Source organism: Streptomyces sp. NPDC043996, assembly GCF_056435225.1.
Genome location: NZ_JBWKEY010000001.1, coordinates 967,554 through 987,548, shown reverse-complemented (window position 1 = coordinate 987,548; position 19,995 = coordinate 967,554). Strand labels below are relative to the sequence as shown.

Genomic DNA, 19,995 nt, shown 5'->3' with positions numbered 1-19,995 from the left:
CGTCAGGGGGAACCACGGTATGGCGAAGTCTGGGAAGGACTTCTGTTCCGACTTGGTTGATCTGTCCGGGGTCTCCTTGATGTCCTTGGCGGAGCTGCACACCGGGGGCGACCCGGCGCTGCGGCGGGCCCTGAGCCGGGTGCGGAGCCAGGCGAGCGTGTCCGCCGCGACGCTGGACGAGCAGAACAGCGAGGAAATGGAGTTGCTGCGCGGCTCCCGGGCGAGGCCGCGGCGGTGATCGGGGCGCGGCTTGACCCGTATCGGCTCACCGAGGAGTCGTTGCGGTCCATCGCCGCGGGTGAGGCGCGGGTGCCGGAGCTGCTGCTGCTGCGCTCCGCCCAGCGCAGCAGGCTGCTGCTGGTGCTGAGGTCCCTGGTCGACCACGGTGGCGCCGGGGCGGCGGCCGACGCGGCCTGGCAGCTGCTGGCCACCGCGCACCGGCGCGACGCCGCGGCCGTCGACGGGGTGCTCGCGGATCCGGCCGTGATGGCCTGGGCGGTGCGGCTGCTGCGCCGGCTGAGCGGTGCGGTGCCGCCGGTCGCGCGCCCGGCGCCGCTGTGGGCGGACGTCGCCCAGTTCCAGGCCGTGGCCGCGGCGGCGGCGCTGCGCGCGGGCGTCCCCGCGACCGTACGGGTGCCCGCGCACCGGGGCATGGTGTGGGTGCCGGGGGCCGGGGTCGCGGGCCGGGTGTCGTCGCGCCGCTGGAGCGAGGCCGAGATCCGCGTGGCGGACGGCGCCACGGTCGTACGGGGCGAGAGCGCGCGGGTCCGGCTGCCACGCGCCCTGCGGGACCGGGCCCCGGGCTGGCATCCGCTGCCGGTGCTTTGGGAGGAGGGGCGGGGGGCGGCCGCCCCCCGCCTGGACGCGGCGGCGACCCCGGGCCCGCACCCGGAAGCGGCGGCGACCCCGCGCCCGGACGCGGCAGCCGCCCCGCACCCGAACCCGCCAGCCGCCCTCCGCCTGGACACCGTCACCCCCTACCGTGACTTCCAGGTCTCGCCGCGCGCCCCCGCGCGGATCAGCGGGCGCTGGGCGCGGCTGTGGCACCGCCGGGTCGCCGCCGCCTGTGTGCTGCTGGCCCGTGAGTGCCCGGTGGACGCCCTCGCCCTTTCGTCGCTGCTTCGGGTGCTCGTGCCGCGCGGCTTCGACGTGCCCGTGCGCGGCCCGGTGGCCAGCTCCTCGTCGGCGGACTCCTTCGGCGCGGTGACGCTGTCGCTGCCGTACGACGAGGTGCAGTTGGCGGCGGCGCTGGTGCACGAGACGCGGCACCAGCAGCTGAACGCCCTGCTCGTCCTCGTCCCCCTGGTGCGCGCCGTCGAGGGGGGCGCGCGGCGGCTCTACTTCGCGCCGTGGCGCAGCGATCCCCGTCCGGCGTACGGCACCTTGCACGGCGTGTTCGCGTTCTCGGGGGTGGCGCGGTTCTGGCGTACGCACCGGGGGTTCGTCGCGGGGGCGGAGGCTCGGCGTGCCGACTTCGAGTTCGCGGTGCTCCGGGAGCAGGTGCGGGAGGCCGTGGCGGCGCTGCTCGCGGGCGGTGAACTGACGCCGCCGGGGCGTTTGTTCGTCCAGGAGGTCGAGGCGGTCGCCGAGGGCTGGCGCGAGGACGAGGTCGCGCCCGGGGCCGCCCGGCTCGCCGCGCACTACGGGGCGTTGCGGCGGGTGGTGTGGCGGGCGCGGCACCGGGAGGCGGACGGCGCGCAGGTGCGGCGGTGCGCGGCGGCCTGGCTGGCGGGGCGGGGCGCTCCGGCGCTGCCGTCGTACCGGCTGCGGCCGCGCCCGGGCGCGTTGCGCACGCATGTGTTCGGGCACGTGGCCCGGTTGTATCTGGCGGCTCCGGAGGACTTCGCCGGGTGCCGGAGCGGGGCCGTGGCGGAGGGGGACGTGGCTCTCGCGGCGGAGTGCGCGGCGGTCGCGGGCGACGCGGAGGAGGCCGCGCGCCGTTACGCGGAGTGGGCCGCGGGGGACCCGGACGGCGTGGAGGCCTGGATCGGGGCCGCGCTGGCCGCGCCGGACCGCTCGGCGGCGGCCGAGCTGCTGCTCGACCGGCCGGAGGCGGTGGCGGCGGTGCGGCGGGCGGTGGCGGACGCCGGGGCCTGTCCGCCGCCCCCGCTGGAGCTGGCGGCCTGGCTCGGCGGGTCCGGCTGACGGCACCGCGTCCGGCCGGGCGGGCACCGCCTGGCCGGACCGGACGGCGCACACCGCGACCGGGACGTTCAGAACGAGATCAGAGCGAGACCAGCGCGAGGTCAGCGCAAGACCAGCGCGCGATCAGAGCGAGATCAGGTCGATGTCGGCGTTGGCCCGCAGGCCCTTCTCGGCGTCGCGGGTGGCCGGGTGGGAGGGGCCGAGGATGGTGCGGTAGGTGGCCAGGGCGTCATCGAGCAGGCGCCCGCTCTCCTCGGTGCGGCCGAGCGCCTTGAGGTCGTGGCTGAGGTTCAGCTGGACGGCGAGGTTCGCCGGGTGCCGTTCGCGCAGCCGTGCCGCCTCCTCGGCCACCGCGGCGTCGATCTCGTGGGCCCGGGTGGCGTCGCCGAGGGCGAAGTGGTCGCTGGCCAGGTTCATCCGGGCGAGGAGGGTGCGGGGGTGCTCCGCCGAGAGGGCCCGGGTCAGGCCGTCGACGATCTCCTGGTCCAGGGCCAGGGCGGCCTCGTTCTGGCCGAGCAGCCGCAGGGTCACGGCGAGGTTCATGGCCATGGCGTGACTGTGCGGGTGTTCGCGGCCGTACAGGCCGCGGTGGTGTTCCAGGGCCTGCTCGGTCAGCGCGCGCGACTCCTGGAGCTTGCCGACCTGGCGCAGGTCGTTGGCGTGGCTGATGGCCATCGTCAGGAACTGGCGGCTGCGCTCGCCGAAGCGGCCCCGGACCATGGAGATATAGGGCGTGGAGAGTTCGTAGGCGCCTTCGTGGTCGCCCTTCTTGCGGCGCGTCACGCAGAGGTTGCGGACCACCTGGGCGGTGAACCAGTGGTCGCCGCCGAGCTGTTCGCGCAGGTCCTCGACGAGCTGTTCGTAGCCTTCGAGGGCCTCCTCGTAGCGGCCGACCTCCTGGAGGTCGAGGAGGTAGGCGTTGTAGGTGGTCAGGGTGTACAGGTGGTCCTCGCCGAGGACCTCCACGCGGCGCTGCCAGGTGTCGTGGTCGAGGTCGCGTGCCTGTGCGGGGGCGCCGGCGAGGCGCAGGCTGACCGCGTAGTTGTGGGCGGTGAGCAGCGTCGCCGGGTCGTCGGGGCCGAACTCCGCGAGGCTGGTCTCGTAGACCCGCTGGTCGATCTCCCTGGCTTCGTAGAAGTTGCCGCGGATGCGGTGGTTGCCCGCCATGAAGCTCTGGGCCTGGAGGGTGTTCTCGTGGGTTTCGCCGAGGGCCCTGCGGTAGCGCTCGACGAGGTCGGCCTGCATGCGGAAGGCGCGGTCGAGGTCGAGGTTCTGCTCGCGTACGGTGCCCGCGATCTGCTGGTCTATGGCGAGGACTTCCTCGTGGTCCTGGCCCAGGCGCTCGCGCCAGATCTCCGAGGCGCGTTCGCCGAGGTTGAGCGCGGCCGCGTAGTCGCCGCGGGCGCGCAGGAACCACACCTCGTTCAGGACGAGGCGGCGGGTCCAGCCCTCCTCGCACTCGACGGCGTTGGAGGCGCGCAGATGGGTCAGGAGGGAGGAGTAGCGCGGCCAGAACGTGGCGCGCTGGGGGTTCCTGGGGTCGGCGTTGGACAGGAGCTGGTGCGCCGCGTGGCGCATCTGGGCGCGCTCCTGGGGGTTCATCTGCTCGACGAGGACGCGCTGGACCAGGCGGTGCAGCTGGACGGTGGACTGGCGGTGGTCGATGCGGGCCAGGGCGTAGCGGCCGATCTCGCGGACGGCGCGGCCGAGTTTGACGGGGTCGTCGAGCGCGGACTGGAGTTCTTGCGGTACGGAGATGCCGCGGACGGCGGAGAACAGGTCCCAGGAGATGGGCTCGGGCGCGAAGAACGCGCAGACCTGGAGGAGTTGGAGGGCGTCAGGGCGGTCCTCGCGGAGCCGTTCCAGGGAGACGTTCCAGGCGGCGGCGACCGGCATCTCGTAGTCGGGCGGCGGGTCGGACTGGAGGAGTTCGGCCCACTTGCGTTCGAAGAGTTCCAGGTACTGCTGGACGGGCATGCCCGTCTCGGCCAGCCAGACCGAGGCCTGTTCGACGGCGAGGGGCAGGTCGCCGAGGGAGGCCGCGAGGTGGTTGACGGCGTCGTCGGGGAGCTCGGGGCTGCGGCGGCGCAGCAGCGAGATGCTTTCCTCGCGGGCGAACACATCCACCTCTAGGGAGCTGGCGGTGTGGGACCACTGGACGTTGCGGGAGGTGACGAGGATGCGGCCGGGTCCGTCGCTGGGGAAGTACTTGCGTACCTCCTTCGGGTCCTCCGCGTTGTCGAACACGAGCAGCCAGTCGCTGTAGGGCTCGCCGCGGCGCAGGGCGTCGAGGACGGCGGGGACCGCCGTGATCTCGGAGCCCGCCTGGAGTCCCATCTGCTCGCCCAGTTCGATGAGTGACTGGACGATCTGGTTCTCCTGCTCGGAGGCCACCCACCAGATGAGGCGGTAGTCGCGGCTGTGCCGGTAGACGTATTCGACGGCGATCTGTGACTTCCCGACACCGCCCATCCCGTGGAGCGCCTCGGGGAGTACCGCGGTGACTCCGGTGCCGAGGCGGTCCTGCAGCTGTTCGAGCAGGACCTCGCGGCCGGTGAAGTTCCTGTTGCGCTGCGGTACGTTCCCCCAGATTCGGGGCGGGTCGTGCGGGCCGCGAGGGCCCGGGGCGACCGGCAGGCCGGCAGACACGGCGGGGCCTCCAGGGTGTGAACGGGGGGAAGGGGAGTTCGGCGGGGGCGACGACGCGGCGGCGGGGGTGGCGGGCGTCGTGCGGGGTGTCGTGGGCGGGGCGGCCTGGGATGGGGGCGATGCCGAAGAGCCCGTGCGGCTCGGGGCGTTCGCCTGGGCCTGCGGCCGGTACCGTATCGCAGTTTGATGGCTCTTTTTCAAGTTTGACCCGCTATCAGCCTGTGAGTACTGTAATGATGGCTTATGTCCTGATGTAAAGGAGCCGTCCTGAGTCAGGGCGCGCGGGCCTGCCGCATGGCGTTGCAAGAGCCTTCCGAGATGGTTGGCACGGGCGAGATAGGGCCCCGAGAGGGCGCACAGCGCGGTGTAGAGGTGGGTCACGAAAGGGCGGGTCTGGTCGGTGATCGGCGGGTCGGCGGGATCGCCGTCCGGCGCGACGAGGGCGCCGCCCCCCTCCCACAGCGCTTCGAGCCGCGGCCCGAGGAAGTCCTGGACCTGCCGCAGCGCCGCGATCGTGTCCGCGCGCCGCCCAAGGGCCAGGAGTTCGTCGCGCACGCCGTCGGCGAAGTCGAACGACACGCGGTGCGCGTCCTCGACGTCGGCCGCCGCGTCGCTGCGGCGGACCAGGCCGAGCAGCATGAGCTCCGCGAGGTTCCAGAACTGCGTGCCCTGCGCGGCCTGTTGGAGCAGCCGCATCACGGGCAGATTCAACGGGACCGCCGCCATCCGCTTCGCCAGGGCGAAGCTCGCGGGCGACGCGACCGCGCGGAAGCGGCGCACCATGGCGGCGGCCCGCGCCGCGCGTGCCTCCGCCGAAGGCGCCGCACGGACCCCACCGGCCGCACCGCCCGCGTCCCGTTCGGCGTCCGGCCCCAGGAGGACGTCCGCGAGCCTCCCCGGCACCCGCTCGGCCTCCTTGGCGCGCACATCGCCCTCCGGCGCGGTCAGAAGCGCGGCCAGGCGGTGCCACTCGCTGCCGTCGGCCGCGGCGACGAGCCGGGACCAGCGGGCGAGGGACTCCGGGCGCAGCTCGACCACGGGCACGGCGACGGCGTCGGCGGGGGCGGGGTCGGGGACCGCGTGCGGCCCGAGCGCGTCGGCGTCGGCGGGGCACGACTCGGCGTCGTAGCGGCGGTTGGGCTCGGCCGGGGACGCGGCCCGAAGCCGGGCCGTGGTGACCGTGGGGAGCGTGAGGTCCCACAGGTGCTGCGGCAGCACGTTCAGGACGGCGGTGGGCGACGAGCTGGCCAGGCGGTGCAGGAGCGCGGCCGCCCGGCCGTCGCGCCAGGCGTCGTGGCCGCCGTCCGTGACGATCAGGACCAGCTGCCGGGCCCCCGGCGCCGCGGCCCGCGCCGCCGCCTCGGCGGCCTCCTCCAGGCGCCAGGACACCCGCCGGACCGTGCGGAAGGCGGCGGTCTGCTCCATCAGCGCGCCGATCTGCCGGGCCGTCCTGCGCCACAGCGCCATGGACGGGCCCTCGTCGACGAGGAGCAGCAGGTCCTGGCGGCGCTCCGGCAGCGAGCGGCACACCGGCGTCCACAGGTCCTCCACCGCGGCCCGCTCGGCGGTCGCCTCCTCGTCCAGTTCCAGGTCGTGGGGCGAGGAGCGGAACAGGCGCAGGGGGCGCAGGGAGCGGCCGAGCGCGAGGGATTCGGCGAGCCGGGGCCGGTCGGGCACGGCGGTCTGGTCGGCCTCCGCGCTCCCGGCGCCCCGGCGCGCCCCGGCGAGCGGCCGGACCGGTGCCGCGGCCGCAAGCGGCGCCCGCTCGTGGGTCTCTGCCGACTCCTCCTGTGGACCCTGGGCGCCCCGGCCCGGACGGCGGCCGCCCGGCACCGGCGGCGGCGGGTCCTCGGTGCGCAGGGCGCGGTCCGTGCTCCGGGCCGTCGCCGTGCCGGGGAACGCGGTCGATGCGGCGTCCTGGAAGGCCGCCAGGTACAGGGCGTCCGCGAGCTCCGTCCACGTGGGGGCGGACTCCTCGCGGACGGCGGGGGCCCGCCCGCCCTGCCGGGCGGGCGGGGGCGGCGGCTCGGAGGCGGCGGCCGGCGCGCTCGTCATCCGTTCCTCGATTCCGCCCCCGCTCCGTCGAGCCGGTGCCACAGCGCGTCAACGAGCTCCGCCAGCGCCTCCTCGTCGGCGGGGAGGCGCCCTGAAGTCGCCAGGTACACGGAGTTGAGCAGTTGGTCGACGGCCAGGCCGCCGCGCTCCTGGCTGCGCCGCAGGAACCGCTCGATCAGATCGCCGTCCTCGGCGTACGCGGCAGCGGCGGCGGAGGCCGCGGGGGCCGCGTCCCGCGCCCCGTCCGGCGGGCGCGCCAGGTGCGCCCGCACCATCTCGACGAGCTGGGCCCGATCGGGATCGGGCATCCGCAGCCGCAAACAGCGGCGCAGGAAGGCGGGCGGGAACTCGCGCTCGCCGTTGGAGGTGATGACCACGATCGGGAAGGCCCGGCAGCGGACGACGCCGCCGGTGATCTCGGCGCTGCCCAACGGGTCGTCGGTCAGGACGGTCACGCGCGGGTGGCGCCGCCTGGCCCGCAGCAGCTCGGAGACCGGGAACTGGCCCTCTTCGAAGACGCTGAGCAGGTCGTTCGCGAGGTCCTGGTCGCTCTTGTCGAGCTCGTCGATCAGCAGCACGCGCGGGGTCTCGTACGGGAGCAGCGCCGTTCCCAGCGGGCCGAGCTGGACGTAGTCGCCGATGCCGGGAAGCTGCTCGTCGCCCGCGCCCGCCGCGCGGCCGTCCGCCGGGGGCGCGCCGTCGGCCGTACGCAGCGCGCGTAAGGCGGCCGAGTCCTGCACGCGGCCGATCGCGTCGTACTCGTACAGTCCCGAACGCAAAGTCGTCCGGCTGGTGATGTGCCAGCGCAGGACCCTGCCGAGGCGCAGTTCGCGGCTGATGCGGTAGGCGAGGCTGCTCTTGCCGGTGCCGGGCCTGCCGGTCACGAGGAGCGGGCGGCGCAGCAGCAGCGCGGCGTTGACCATGTCGGCCTCGCGGCGCAGCTGTTCGGACAGCGCGGGCGTTCCCGAGGGCCGCCCGAGCCTGCGCTCGGCCTCCTCGTCGTCGGCCGGGGGCGGCGCCACCACGGGGCCGCCGGTGAACCTGCGCCAGGGCGGCGGTTCGGGCAGCAGCTCGCGCAGGCTGGTGTCGTACAGGGGCTGGCCCGAGCCGCGGTAGATCCACCATCGGCTCTGGCTGGGGGAGACGGGTCCGGGTCCTTCGGCGCCGGGCGCGGACAGCGTGCCGGGGTCCTTCGCCTCCGGGGCCCCGGTCATGTCCTGTGACCGGACGTCCGTGGCATCCGTGGCGTCCGTGTCGTCCATGGTGTCCGTGTCGTCCGTCTCGTCGACCGGGCGGATCCCCTCGGCTTCGCCGTCCTCGGGAAGCATCGCGTCCTACCCTCCCCCCTGTGCGGAAGAATCCGCCATGGCCCCGCCCCCTCCGGGGAGGCGGTACGGATCGTCCCAGAGCAGTGCTGCATGGCGACCGAGCGTAGAGGAGTCGCCCTCAGCAGCATCCCCGCCTTTCGCCTCTATGCGCAACGATCGGACTGCATCTGGTAGTTGGTGGATTCCGGTGCGAGCGGCCAAGTCGGCCAGTTCGTCGCGGAACACCGGATCGACGCCGCCCCGCCTGTCCCACACCACGATCGGCACCCCCGCCCGCAGCGACTCCGCCAGCTCGTCGACGCCCGCGCCCTGTCCGCCGGGGCGGCCCGGCGCGTCACTGAGGACCACCATCACGCGCCGCGGGTCCGACAGGAGCCGGGAGCGGCCGTCGTCGGGGAACCAGTGCACGGGCCCCGCGCAGCCCGTCAGGAGCGCGTCCCAGCGGCGCGCCCAGCGTCCATGGGTGTCCGTGCGTTCCATCCTTTCGAGGCTCCTGAGCACCACCGGGTGGTCCTCCCCGAGGCTGCCGTCCGCGCCGTGGAAGCCCTTCTTCGCCCACTGCTCCACGGGCAGGCAGAGCAGTTCGCGGGGCAGCACGAATTCCAGCGTGAGGTCTTCCTTGCAGAAGTAGGCCCAGCCCGTCTCCGCGTCCTCCACCAGGGACTTCACCTGTTCGGGCAGCTCGGTGACGTCGATGCGCAGATCTCCGCCGCGCACGGGATAGGGCTCGGGTCCCTCGATCTGCCACCAGTAGGACAGGAGCCGCTCGCCGTCGTGGTCGGGGTCGGGCAGCGGGCGCAGGCGGATGAGCAGACAGGCGCCGGGCGCCCACACCGGCTCCTGGCCGAAGGACCGCACCGGCGGCGCGGGGGCGGGCGCCGCGGCCCGGACCGGGCGGCCAAGAAGGCCGGATTCCGCCCCCGCCGCCACGGCTAGGGCCGTATCGCGGGGCTTGGCCGGTACGTCCTGGTACGTCGGCGGGCGGGCCTGCTCGCCGTGGCGCGGCGCGGGCAGGGCGGGGCCGCCGCGGTAGGCCTCGGGGCGGGCGCGGTGCTCGGCCACCCAGTCCAGGAGGTCCTGTTGCTGCTGGCCCTTCGCGTAGCGCGCGAGGTGCTCCACGAGCAGGACGCAGGGCGGCAGTTCGCCGGGGCGGGCGTTGAGCGTGGCCGCGTGCACGACGGCCAGCCACGGCTCCGTGCAGTGCGGGGGCAGCGGGTCGGCGCTGTGCCGCATGACGTCCTGGTAGGCCCCGGCGACGTCGAGCACCTCCAGGCCGCCGAGCGGGACCATCAGGCGCGACCAGTCCTCCGGCGGGAACAGCGGCGCGTCCGCCACCGCGATCGCCGTGCGCACGCGTTCGGTGTAGCGGGTGTTGCCTTCCAGGAGTTCGACGACGCCGCCGAGCACCTGGAGACCGTCGGGGTACTCCAGGATCGCCATCAGGAGCGAGGAGAGGTACGTGCGCCGCCGGGGGCTGTCCGGCACGGTGACCGTCGCGCCGATGGCCCGGCCGACCATGCGGACGCACTCGCGCAGGGTGGTCGACTCGTCGAAGGCCGGTACCCCGTCGAGGGCGTCGAGCACGATCTTGGGCGGTCCCCAGGACTGGGTCACGGGGCATCGCCGCCCGGAGCCTTCGGCCACACCTCGTCGATCAGGGCGAGCGCCGCCCGCGCGGGCCGTGACGCGTCGTCGAGGAGCCGCAGGGCCGCCACGAGCGAGTCCCGGCCCTCGCGGTGCTCGACACACGCCTGGACGAGATAGAAGACCTGGAGCCGGGGCCTTGGGTGGTCGCGCACCCCGTGCCGCAGCGGCGCGGGCAGCAGCCGCCGCAGCGTCGCCCCGCCGTCGTCCTCGATCTGAGGAACCTTCAAAAGGGCGTCGGCGAGGGCGAATTGCTGCCCGTCGGTGGGCGTCGCAGGGGCTGGTACGGGGACTTCGCGCGCCGCCTCGGGCCCCCAAGCGCCCGGGGCCGGGGGGCGCCCGTCGCGCACCGACGGGGCGAGCGGTGGCCACAGGCGGGCCGCCGCCTCCATGGGGAGCATCCACGCGGCTTTGACGCCCTTGTCGCCGAGCGCGGCCGTGAGCATGCCCACCACCTTGCCGGTGGCGGGGTCCCAGACGCCCGCGCCGCTGAAGCCCGGCTCGATCCAGGCGGTGGCGGAGCCCAGCCCTTCGAGTTGCACCCAGTCCCTGTGCGGCCCCCCGCGGCCCACAAGGCCGGCCCTCGACCACAGCCCGTCGGGGGCGCGGGCGGGGTGGCCGTACACGCTCACTTCGCGCTGGTCGGGGTCCCCGCACGGCCCGAGCGGCGCGCACCCGATGTCGTCGGGCGGCCGCCAGCCGGTGGTGAGGACCGCGAGGTCGCCGCCCGGCACTCCGTCGAGCGGGCCGGGGAACCAGCCGCCGGGCACGACCGTGGCCTCGCCCCGCTCCGCGTCCGGGCGGCCGCCGACGTCCAGGCGGACCGCTCCGGCGGGGGGATCGAGGCCCGCCCGCACGCGCAGGGCGCCCGCGACCACGTGCGCGCAGGTCAGCACGAGCCCGGGCATCACCAGGATGCCGGCGCCCCGTAAGGCACCCGTCGGCGTGAGGACGCGCACGCGCCCCGCCGCGGGCGTGCTCTGCCCATCCCCCTCGGCCACTGCCCCGCCCCTTCCCCCGGCACGGATCCGACGGCGCGCACTTCCCCGCAGGAAACCAGCGTACGAAGGACGCACGCTCCGCGCACCGGCGCTGCGCGCACCGGGGTATGCCGGGCCTTCACCCGTCGGTCCCCCGGTGACTACCCGGGGAACCCGGTGCTTACGGCCAGACCAGGCAGTACGCCTGGTGGCCCGCGTCGTGCAGGCGGTGGCTGAAGTCCTGCCACTCGTGCAGGAGTTGATACACGTTGAACGCGTCCCGGGGGCCGCCGCGGTCGGGCACCGTGGACCAGATGAAGGCGGCGGCGCCGACCGACTCCTCGCCGATGCCGCGCAGCGGGTCGACGACCGTCATGGGGAGCTTCACGACCGCGTAGTCGGGGTGGAGGACGACCAGTTCGAGCGGGGGGACCTTGTGCAGGGGTATGCCCTCGATGCCGGTGAGGACCATCGCGGCCATCGTCTCCGGCTTGATCTTGGTGAACATGCCGCCCATGCCGAGTTCGTCACCGCCGAGTTCCTCGGGGCGCATGGAGATCGGCACGCGGGCCGCGGTCGCTCCGTCCGGGGCGCCGAAGTATTTGTACGTCACCCCCACCCCGCCACTCCTGCTTCCCGTGCGCTCACGCCTCGCTCTGTCCGGGGCCCGCTGCTCGGGGGCCGGGGCCGGCTCCGCATCTCGCCGGTGCTTTCCCCGCCGGGCACGCCGGGGGCCCAGGCCGTCGGTCCCCTCGCCCAGTCCACCACCGCGCTGCATATCTCCACCCGACTGCTTTTCTAAGGCGCGCGGACCTTGCCGCGCAACCCGATCATCGTGTCAGTGACCTCCCCCACGGTCACCCGCCGAAACGTGGGGTGAAACACCAGTCCACAGGATTTCCGCACCACTGCCCTGGGAGGAGGGCCGCGGTGGCGGAAAGCCGCCGTACAGGAGGCCCCGGCACGACGTCCGAACCCTCTGACACCATGGTTCATGTGAGCTTCCCGTATAGCGCCCCAGTTTCGCAGACTCTTTTCGACCGTGCGGCGGCCGTGACGCCCGGCGGTGTGAACTCGCCCGTGCGCGCGTTCCGCGCGGTGGGGGGTACGCCCCGCTTCATGGTGTCCGGTACCGGTCCGTACCTGACGGACGCCGACGGCCGTGATTACGTCGACCTCGTGTGCTCGTGGGGTCCCATGATCCTCGGGCACGCCCACCCGGAGGTCGTCGCCGCCGTCCAGGAGGCCGTCGCGCGCGGCACCTCCTTCGGCACGCCCGGCGAGGGCGAGGTGGCGCTCGCCGAGGAGATCGTGGCCCGCGTCGCGCCCGTCGAGCAGGTCCGGCTCGTGTCCAGCGGCACCGAGGCGACGATGTCCGCCATCCGGCTCGCCCGCGGGTTCACCGGGCGCGCCAAGGTGATCAAGTTCGCCGGGTGCTACCACGGGCACGTGGACGCCCTGCTCGCCGCGGCCGGGTCCGGCGTCGCGACGCTCGGCCTGCCGGACACGCCGGGCGTCACGGGCGCGCAGGCGGGCGACACCATCGTCCTGCCGTACAACGACCTTGAGGCCGTGCACGAGGCCTTCCACAACCACCCCGGCCAGATCGCCTGCGTGATCACGGAGGCGTCGCCGGGGAACATGGGCGTGGTGCCGCCGGGGCCCGGCTTCAACGCGGGCCTGAAGGCGGCCTGCGAGAAGAACGGCGCCCTGTACATCTCGGACGAGGTGATGACGGGCTTCCGCACCAGCAAGGCCGGCTGGTTCGGCGTCGACGGCGTGGTGCCCGACCTGCTGACGTTCGGCAAGGTCATGGGCGGCGGCTTCCCCGCCGCCGCGTTCGGCGGCCGCGCGGACGTGATGGCGCACCTGGCGCCCGCCGGGCCCGTCTACCAGGCGGGCACGCTTTCGGGCAATCCGGTCGCGACGGCCGCGGGCCTCGCGCAGCTGCGGCTGCTCGACGACGCCGCGTACGCCACGGTGGACGCCGTCTCCGCGCGGGTGCGCGCCCTGGTGACCGAGGCGCTGACCAAGGAGGGTGTGGCGCACCGGCTGCAGAACGCGTCGAACATGTTCTCCGTGTTCTTCACGGACCGCGAGGTCCGTAACTACGAGGACGCGAAGGCGCAGGAGTCGTTCCGCTTCACCGCGTTCTTCCACTCGATGCTGTCGCAGGGCGTGTACCTGCCGCCGTCGGCCTTCGAGTCCTGGTTCGTCTCCACCGCCCACGACGAGCGCGCGATCGAGAAGATCGCCGCCGCCCTTCCGGCCGCCGCGCGCGCCGCGGCCGAAGCCACGAACTCCCCGGAGGCCACCGCATGAGCGCGGGCACCACGAACACGGGCGACGAGCTCACCGTCGTCCACCTGATGCGCCACGGCGAGGTGCACAACCCCGAGGGCATCCTCTACGGGCGGCTGCCCGACTACCACCTGTCGGACCTCGGGCGGCGGATGGCCGACCGGGTCGCCGAGCACCTGTCCTCGCGGGACGTCACGCACGTGGTGGCCTCGCCGCTCGACCGGGCGCAGGAGACGGCCACGCCGATCGCCAAGGCGCACGGCCTGGACCTGGCCACGGACGGGCGGCTCATCGAGGCGGACAACGTCTTCGAGGGCAAGACCTTCGGCGTCGGCGACGGCGCCCTGAAGAACCCGGACAACTGGAAGCACCTCGTCAACCCCTTCAAGCCGTCCTGGGGCGAGCCGTACATCGAGCAGGTCGTACGGATGATGGGCGCGCTCGACGCGGCGCGGGACGCGGCGCGCGGGCACGAGGCGGTGTGCGTGAGCCACCAGCTGCCGATCTGGATCGTGCGCAGCTTCGTGGAGAAGCGGCGCCTGTGGCACGACCCGCGCAAGCGGCAGTGCACGCTGGCCTCGCTGACGACGTTCACCTATCGCGGCGACAAGATCGTTTCTGTGGGTTATTCGGAGCCCGCGCGCGATCTCGTCCCCAAGCACCTGCTGGCGGGCGCCAAGCCGGTGAAGGGGAAGGCCAAGGCCTTCGGGGCGTGAGCGCCCCGAAGGGGCGCGGGGAACTGCGCGACCAGCCACAGCCGGCCCGCGGCTGAACGACCGCCTTAGCTGTGCGGCAGCCATGCGTGGGCTGTGTGCGCCGGGTGACGGGGTCGGCACCCTATGGCGCGGAATGTCTGTTCTTTGTCATAGACCCCAGATTTGTGTGGCTTGGCAGGAACCTGCCCCCAGGTCGCGCCCTCTAAGTGGTTGTCCTTTGCACAACCGAGGGCGCGACGAATGGGGATGGAATGCGCGACGACAGCCGGACGGACATAGGCGCCGAGGAGCAGGCCGCGAGCCGGAGTGCTCTCAGCCGCCGGGGTGCGATCGGCCTGGGTGTCGGCGCCGCGGCGGCCTTCGGCCTGACCGCCTGCGGGTCGGGCTCCGGCTCCGGCGACGCGGGCTCGGGCGGCGACAAGGGCAAGGGCGGCGACGCCAAGCCGGAGCGGCCCGCGAAGCCGATCGGCGACGGCTCCACGTCGTTCACCGGCAAGCAGCCGAGGCAGCCCGAGGCGCCGCGGCCGCTTGAGCCCGGCGAGACGCCGCCGCAGTTCGTGATCTTCTCCTGGGACGGCGCGGGCGAGGTCGGCAACGGCCTCTTCCCGCGCTTCCTGAAGCTCGCCGAGGAACACGACGCCCGGATGACGTTCTTCCTCTCCGGTCTCTATCTGCTCCCGGAGTCCAAGAAGCGGCTCTACCGGCCGCCGAACAACTCCGTGGGCGCCTCCGACATCGGCTACCTCACCGACGGCCACATCAAGGAGACGCTGAAGTACGTGCGCCAGGCGTGGCTGGAAGGCCATGAGATCGGCACGCACTTCAACGGGCACTTCTGCGCGGGCACCGGAACCGTCGGCAACTGGACGCCCGCCCAGTGGCGCAGCGAGATCGACCAGGCGATGTCCTTCGTGAAGAAGTGGCGCACGAACACGGGCTGGACGGATCTGCCCTCGCTGCCCTTCGACTACGACAAGGAACTCGTCGGCGGCCGCACGCCCTGTCTGCTCGGCCAGGACAACCTGCTGCCGACCGCGAAGAAGCTCGGCTGGCGCTACGACGCGTCCTCGCCCGGCGGCCGCCAGATGTGGCCCCAGAAGAAGCTCGGGATCTGGGACCTGCCGCTGCAGCAGATACCTTTCCCCGGCCACTCCTTCGAGGTCCTCTCGATGGACTACAACATCCTCGCCAACCAGTCGAAGAACTCCACCAAGGCGCCGCCGGCCAACTACCCGGCCTGGCGCAAGCAGGCCACCGAGGCCTACCTCGCGGGCTTCAAGCGGGCCTATGAGTCCAACCGCGCGCCGTTCTTCATCGGCAACCACTTCGAGCAGTGGAACGGCGGCATCTACATGGACGCCGTCGAGGCGGCCCTCAAGGGCATCGCGGGCAAGAAGGACGTACGCCTGGTCTCCTTCAGGCAGTTCGTGGACTGGCTCGACGTGCAGAAGCCCGAGGTCCTGCAGAAGCTGCGCAGCCTGGAGGTCGGACAGCGCCCGGCCGGTGGCTGGAAGAGCTTCCTGTCCGGCGCGGGCACCGGCGGCAGCCGCAAGGACGCCGAGCGGGACACCGGCGACGCGGCCTGACCCAGGCGCTCGCGAACCGCGCGGAAACCCTGTCTGAAATGGGACTTTCCGCAACCGCGGGGGGCGTCGTAGATCCCCGAATCGGGCATGCGAAACTTTTCACATGAGTGCCGCCTGCCGCGTCCCCCGCAGCCAGAACCGCAGCCTTCAGCCCAGCGCCAGCAGTCGTCGCCGCCGCGCGACACTGCTGGCCGCGGGCGCGGCGGCCGCGGCGCTCACCCTCTCGGCGTGCGGCTCAGGGGGCACCTCGGGCGGCTCCGGCAAGACCAACTTCGTCACCGGGTCCGACGGCATCTCCACCGTGAGCAAGGGCGACCGGCACGACGCGCCCGACCTCGACGGCGAGACCCTCGAAGGCGAGGAGCTCAGCCTCGCCAAGTACAAGGGCAAGATCGTCGTCCTGAACGTCTGGGGCTCCTGGTGCGCGCCGTGCCGGGCCGAGGCGCCGATCTTCGCGAAGGTGGCCAAGGACACCAAGGCCAAGGGCGTCGAGTTCCTCGGGATCAACACCAAGGACCCGCAGAAGGGCCCGGCGATCGCCTTCGAGAAGGACAAGGGCATCACGTACCCGAGCCTGCACGACCCCATGGGCAAGCTCATGCTGCGCTTCCCCCGGGGCACGCTCAACCCGAACTTCATCCCCTCCACGCTGGTCATCGACCGCGAGGGGAAGATCGCGGCGCGCTCGCAGCAGGCCCTCAACGAGGAGAAGCTGCGCAAGATGATCGACCCCGTACTCGCGGAGAAGTGACGTGGCCGCCGCCGACGTCCTCACCACGGCCTCCACGCTCGCCGCGTCCGGGCCGAACCAGACCATCCTCAACGGAGCCCTGCTCTTCGCGATCCCCGTCGCGATGCTCGGCGGCCTCGTCTCCTTCTTCTCCCCGTGCGTCCTGCCGCTCGTGCCGGGCTACCTCTCGTACGTGACCGGCGTGACCGGCCAGGACCTGGAGGAGGCCAAGCGGGGCCGGATGGTCGCGGGCGCCGGGCTCTTCGTGCTCGGCTTCACCGCGATCTTCGTGCCCGCCGGGATGTTCGTCGGGGCGCTCGGGGAGAGCCTGAAGGAGCACCAGAGCGCCGTCACGAACGTGCTCGGCGTGGTGATGCTCCTGCTCGGCCTGTTCTTCATGGGCCTGATGCCCTGGCTCACCCAGCGCGAGTTCCGCTTCCACAAGCGGCCCGCCACCGGGCTCGTGGGGGCCCCGATACTGGGCGCCCTGTTCGCCGTAGGGTGGACGCCGTGCATCGGCCCGACGCTCGCGGCCGTCAACGTGCTGTCCTTCGAGGGCGCGGACCCGCGGCGCGGCGCGCTCCTCGGCGTCGCGTACTGCCTCGGCCTCGGCATCCCGTTCATCGCCGCGGCCGTCGCGTTCCGCAAGGCGCTCGGCGCGTTCGGCTGGGTGAAGCGGCACTATGCCTGGGTGATGCGGATCGGCGGCGGCATGATGATCGTGACCGGACTGCTGATGCTGACCGGCGTCTGGGACAGCGTCATGCAGCAGATGCAGGTCTGGTCCAACGGCTACTCGGTGGGAATCTGATCCATGAGCAAAACCACGGCCGACGCCACGAGCGACGCCGACCACGCCACCCCCGAGGGCCGGGACGAGCTCGGCACCGCCGGTGCCCAGCTGAGCACCGCGCCCCTGGAGGAGACCGCGGGCGCCGTGCCCGCGATGGGCCTCATCGGCTGGATCCGCTGGTTCTGGCGGCAGCTGACCTCCATGCGGGTCGCGCTCCTGCTGCTCCTGCTGCTCTCGCTCGGCTCGATCCCCGGCTCGCTCATCCCGCAGCAGGGCACCGACGAGCTGAAGGTCCAGGACTTCAAGGACACGCACACCACGCTCGCGCCGCTCTACGAGAAGCTCGGCCTGTTCCACGTCTACAGCTCGGTGTGGTTCTCCGCGATCTACATCCTGCTCTTCGTCTCCCTCATCGGCTGCATCGTGCCGCGCACCTGGCAGTTCGTGGGCCAGCTCCGCGGCCGCCCGCCGGGCGCGCCCAAGCGGCTCACGCGGCTGCCCGCGTACACGACCTGGCGCACCGACGCCGCGCCCGAGGAGGTCAATAAGGCCGCGCTCGCCCTGCTCAAGCAGCGCCGCTTCCGCTCCCACGAGGTGGGCGGGGCCGTCGCCGCGGAGAAGGGCTATCTGCGCGAGGCCGGGAACCTGAGCTTCCATGTCGCCCTGATCGTGATGCTCATCGCCTTCGCGGCCGGACAGCTGTTCAAGTCCGAGGGCGGCAAGCTGATCATGGAGGGCGACGGGTTCTCCAACACGCTCACGCAGTACGACGACTTCAAGTCCGGCAACCTCTTCAGCACCGAGGACCTGGAGCCGTTCAGCTTCAAGCTCGACCGGTTCGAGGGCTCGTACGAGATGACGGGCCCCCAGCGCGGCACCGCCCGCACCTTCAAGGCGCACGTGACCTACAGCGAGGGCGCGCACGGGCCCGAGAAGAAGAAGGTCATCCAGGTCAACAAGCCGCTGGAGATCAACGGCACCAAGGCCTACCTCATCGGCCACGGATACGCGCCCACGGTCACCGTCCGCGACGGGCGCGGCAAGGTCGTCTCCCGGGTCTCCGTGCCGCTGCTTCCCATCGACTCCATGGGCACGGCCACCGGCGCCATCAAGATCCTCGACGGCTACCGCGCCCCGAGCGGCAAGAAGGAGCAGCTCGGCTTCAACGCCTTCTTCGTGCCGACGTTCGCCGGTGACGGCAAGGGCCAGATGTTCTCCCAGTTCCCCGCGCCCTTCAATCCGCGGCTCGCGCTCTCCGCGTACCACGGCAGCCTCGGCGTGGACTCCGGCATTCCGCAGAACGTGTACCAGCTGGACACGAAGAAGATGCGGAAGTTCAAGGACGCCAACGGCGAGCTCCTGAAGAAGCGGCTCAAGATCGGCGAGACCATGAAGCTGCCGAACGGCGCCGGGTCGATCACCTTCGAGAAGGAGCTCAAGCAGTGGGCCACCTTCCAGATCTCCCGGGAGCCGGGCGGCGGCTGGGCGCTCGGCGGCGCGATCGCCGCGATCGCGGGCCTCGCCGGTTCGCTGTTCATCCAGCGCCGCCGCGTCTGGGTGCGGGCGGTGCGCGGCGCCGACGGCGTCACGGTCGTGGAGATGGCGGGCCTCGGCCGCAGCGAGTCCGCGAAGGTCCCCGAGGAGCTGGCCGCGCTCGCGGCCGCGCTCCACGAGCGGGCACCGACGGCGTCGGAGCCCGAGGACACCGAGGCGCTCCCGGACCCCGAGCCCGGCGACCCCGCGACGCCGTCCGCCGAGGACTCCGCGACGCCGTCCGCCGAGGACCCCGCGACGCCGTCCGCCAAGGACTCGACGACACCGTCCGCCAAGGACTCGGCCCCCGTGACCGAACAACCCGACCCCACCCCCGATGTTCCTGCCGAAGGGGCTGAGAAGTGACGCTCGCCACCACCCTCGCCGCCGAACCCAACGAGAACCTCGCGCACATCAGCAATGTGCTGATCTACTCCGCGATGGCCGTCTACCTCCTCGCCTTCTTCGCGCTCATGGCGGAGTGGCTGTTCGGCAGCCGCAGCAAGGTCGCCCGCACGGCCGCCGCGCTCACCAGCGCGGCCGGGGCCGCCGAAGCCGACACCAAGGCGGCCGCGCCCGCCGTGACCGTGCGCTCCCAGGGCGGCACGGCCACCCTGGAGCGCCCGAAGGCCGCGCCGAAGGTCGTCACGCGCGCCGCGGCGGGCAGCCGTGACGTGCCGGACGGCCCGGGCGCCGCGGCCGGGGACGAGCAGGGCGACCTCTACGGCCGCATCGCCGTGTCCCTGATCGGCCTCGGCTTCCTCATCGAGGCCGCCGGTGTCGTCACCCGCGCGCTGTCCGTGGAGCGGGCGCCGTGGGGCAATATGTACGAGTTCAACATCACCTTCTCCACGGTCGCGGTCGGTGTCTTCCTGTCGCTGCTCGCCCTGAAGAAGAACGTCCGCTGGATCGGCCTGCCGCTGATCACGACGATCCTCCTCGACCTCGGTCTCGCCGTCACTGTCTTGTACACCGACAGCGACCAGTTGGTTCCCGCCCTGCACTCGTACTGGCTGTGGATCCACGTCTCGACCGCCATCTTCTGCGGCGCCGCCTTCTACGTCGGCGCGGTGTCCACAGCGGCGTACCTCTTCAAGGACTCCTACGAGGCCAAGCTCCAGCGCGGCGACACGCCGGGCCGGTTCGCGACCTCCGTCATGGAGCGGCTGCCCGCGTCGGCCTCCCTCGACAAGTTCACGTACCGCATGAACGCCGCGATCTTCCCGCTGTGGACGTTCACGATCATCGCGGGCGCGATCTGGGCGGGCGACGCCTGGGGCCGCTACTGGGGCTGGGACCCCAAGGAGGTCTGGTCCTTCATCACCTGGGTCGCGTACGCCTGCTACCTGCACGCGCGCGCCACCGCGGGCTGGAAGGGCCGCAAGGCCGCCTATCTGGCCCTGATCGCCTTCGGCTGCTGGCTGTTCAACTACTACGGCGTGAACATCTTCGTCAGCGGCAAGCACTCGTACGCCGGGGTCTGACCCCTCCCTGAAGGCCCCGAAGGCCGGTTTCCGTGACCCACGTCACGGGAA

At 72.8% G+C, this 19,995-nt stretch carries 14 protein-coding genes; 9 read left to right on the top strand and 5 right to left on the bottom strand.

Features of this window, described 5'->3' with window-relative positions; genetic code table 11:
• Positions 1-19 precede the first annotated feature (19 nt).
• Together AC07A4_RS04515 and AC07A4_RS04510 are read left to right on the top strand one after the other, a co-directional pair.
• A complete protein-coding gene (locus AC07A4_RS04515; RefSeq protein ID WP_478592709.1) occupies positions 20-238 on the top strand; it encodes a hypothetical protein in 219 nt (72 codons plus the stop codon).
• Positions 235-2,145 carry an aKG-HExxH-type peptide beta-hydroxylase gene (locus tag AC07A4_RS04510; RefSeq protein ID WP_478592706.1) on the top strand — a complete coding sequence of 637 codons (1,911 nt, stop codon included), beginning with the start codon at positions 235-237 and terminating at the stop codon, positions 2,143-2,145. The genes AC07A4_RS04515 and AC07A4_RS04510 overlap by 4 nt, the downstream gene beginning before the upstream one ends.
• Before the next feature lie 123 nt (positions 2,146-2,268).
• On the opposite strand, the gene fxsT is transcribed toward AC07A4_RS04510, so the two are convergent.
• From fxsT to AC07A4_RS04485, 5 genes are all read right to left on the bottom strand, one after another.
• Positions 2,269-6,849 (bottom strand): FxSxx-COOH system tetratricopeptide repeat protein, encoded by a 4,581-nt coding sequence (fxsT, locus tag AC07A4_RS04505; RefSeq protein WP_478592703.1) that lies wholly within the window; start codon positions 6,847-6,849, stop codon positions 2,269-2,271.
• On the bottom strand, positions 6,846-8,063 hold the full coding sequence (locus tag AC07A4_RS04500; protein ID WP_478592951.1) for an AAA family ATPase: 1,218 nt from the start codon (positions 8,061-8,063) through the stop codon (positions 6,846-6,848). Before AC07A4_RS04500 ends, fxsT begins: the two co-directional genes overlap by 4 nt.
• A 120-nt stretch (positions 8,064-8,183) precedes the next feature.
• The gene (locus tag AC07A4_RS04495) at positions 8,184-9,791 is read right to left on the bottom strand and encodes a VMAP-C domain-containing protein (protein ID WP_478592700.1); all 1,608 of its coding nucleotides are present in this window, start codon (positions 9,789-9,791) and stop codon (positions 8,184-8,186) included.
• Positions 9,788-10,822, bottom strand: a complete 1,035-nt coding sequence (locus AC07A4_RS04490) for a trypsin-like peptidase domain-containing protein (RefSeq protein ID WP_478592698.1) — start codon at positions 10,820-10,822, stop codon at positions 9,788-9,790. The genes AC07A4_RS04495 and AC07A4_RS04490 overlap by 4 nt, the downstream gene beginning before the upstream one ends.
• A gap of 160 nt (positions 10,823-10,982) precedes the next feature.
• Positions 10,983-11,579, bottom strand: coding sequence for a hypothetical protein (locus tag AC07A4_RS04485; RefSeq protein WP_478592695.1), 597 nt, complete (start codon positions 11,577-11,579; stop codon positions 10,983-10,985).
• A gap of 209 nt (positions 11,580-11,788) precedes the next feature.
• On the opposite strand from AC07A4_RS04485, the gene hemL reads away from it, so the two are divergent.
• The 7 genes from hemL to ccsB all read left to right on the top strand — a co-directional run bounded on the left by hemL (position 11,789) and on the right by ccsB (position 19,944).
• Entirely contained in the window at positions 11,789-13,123 is a 1,335-nt protein-coding gene (gene hemL / locus AC07A4_RS04480; RefSeq protein WP_478592692.1) for a glutamate-1-semialdehyde 2,1-aminomutase, read from the top strand.
• The gene (locus AC07A4_RS04475) at positions 13,120-13,818 is read left to right on the top strand and encodes a histidine phosphatase family protein (RefSeq protein WP_478592690.1); all 699 of its coding nucleotides are present in this window, start codon (positions 13,120-13,122) and stop codon (positions 13,816-13,818) included. Before hemL ends, AC07A4_RS04475 begins: the two co-directional genes overlap by 4 nt.
• A gap of 251 nt (positions 13,819-14,069) precedes the next feature.
• A complete protein-coding gene (locus tag AC07A4_RS04470) occupies positions 14,070-15,404 on the top strand; it encodes a polysaccharide deacetylase family protein (RefSeq protein ID WP_478592688.1) in 1,335 nt (444 codons plus the stop codon).
• Positions 15,405-15,507: 103 nt separating this feature from the next.
• Positions 15,508-16,155, top strand: a complete 648-nt coding sequence (locus AC07A4_RS04465) for a TlpA family protein disulfide reductase (RefSeq protein ID WP_478592686.1) — start codon at positions 15,508-15,510, stop codon at positions 16,153-16,155.
• A gap of 1 nt (position 16,156) precedes the next feature.
• On the top strand, positions 16,157-16,945 hold the full coding sequence (locus AC07A4_RS04460; RefSeq protein ID WP_478592684.1) for a cytochrome c biogenesis CcdA family protein: 789 nt from the start codon (positions 16,157-16,159) through the stop codon (positions 16,943-16,945).
• Positions 16,946-16,948: 3 nt separating this feature from the next.
• The gene (gene resB / locus AC07A4_RS04455) at positions 16,949-18,826 is read left to right on the top strand and encodes a cytochrome c biogenesis protein ResB (RefSeq protein WP_478592682.1); all 1,878 of its coding nucleotides are present in this window, start codon (positions 16,949-16,951) and stop codon (positions 18,824-18,826) included.
• A complete protein-coding gene (ccsB, locus tag AC07A4_RS04450; protein WP_478592680.1) occupies positions 18,823-19,944 on the top strand; it encodes a c-type cytochrome biogenesis protein CcsB in 1,122 nt (373 codons plus the stop codon). The genes resB and ccsB overlap by 4 nt, the downstream gene beginning before the upstream one ends.
• Positions 19,945-19,995 lie beyond the last annotated feature (51 nt).

What these genes read in the sequence shown, in the direction of transcription:
- AC07A4_RS04470 (WP_478592688.1), top strand. Translation starts at nt 14,070, where the DNA reads ATGCGCGACGACAGCCGGACGGACATAGGCGCCGAGGAGCAGGCCGCG.
- AC07A4_RS04465 (WP_478592686.1), top strand. Translation starts at nt 15,508, where the DNA reads ATGAGTGCCGCCTGCCGCGTCCCCCGCAGCCAGAACCGCAGCCTTCAG.
- AC07A4_RS04485 (WP_478592695.1), bottom strand. Translation starts at nt 11,579, where the DNA reads ATGCAGCGCGGTGGTGGACTGGGCGAGGGGACCGACGGCCTGGGCCCC.
- fxsT (WP_478592703.1), bottom strand. Translation starts at nt 6,849, where the DNA reads ATGACGAGCGCGCCGGCCGCCGCCTCCGAGCCGCCGCCCCCGCCCGCC.
- AC07A4_RS04515 (WP_478592709.1), top strand. Translation starts at nt 20, where the DNA reads ATGGCGAAGTCTGGGAAGGACTTCTGTTCCGACTTGGTTGATCTGTCC.
- AC07A4_RS04475 (WP_478592690.1), top strand. Translation starts at nt 13,120, where the DNA reads ATGAGCGCGGGCACCACGAACACGGGCGACGAGCTCACCGTCGTCCAC.
- hemL (WP_478592692.1), top strand. Translation starts at nt 11,789, where the DNA reads ATGGTTCATGTGAGCTTCCCGTATAGCGCCCCAGTTTCGCAGACTCTT.
- resB (WP_478592682.1), top strand. Translation starts at nt 16,949, where the DNA reads ATGAGCAAAACCACGGCCGACGCCACGAGCGACGCCGACCACGCCACC.
- AC07A4_RS04500 (WP_478592951.1), bottom strand. Translation starts at nt 8,063, where the DNA reads ATGACCGGGGCCCCGGAGGCGAAGGACCCCGGCACGCTGTCCGCGCCC.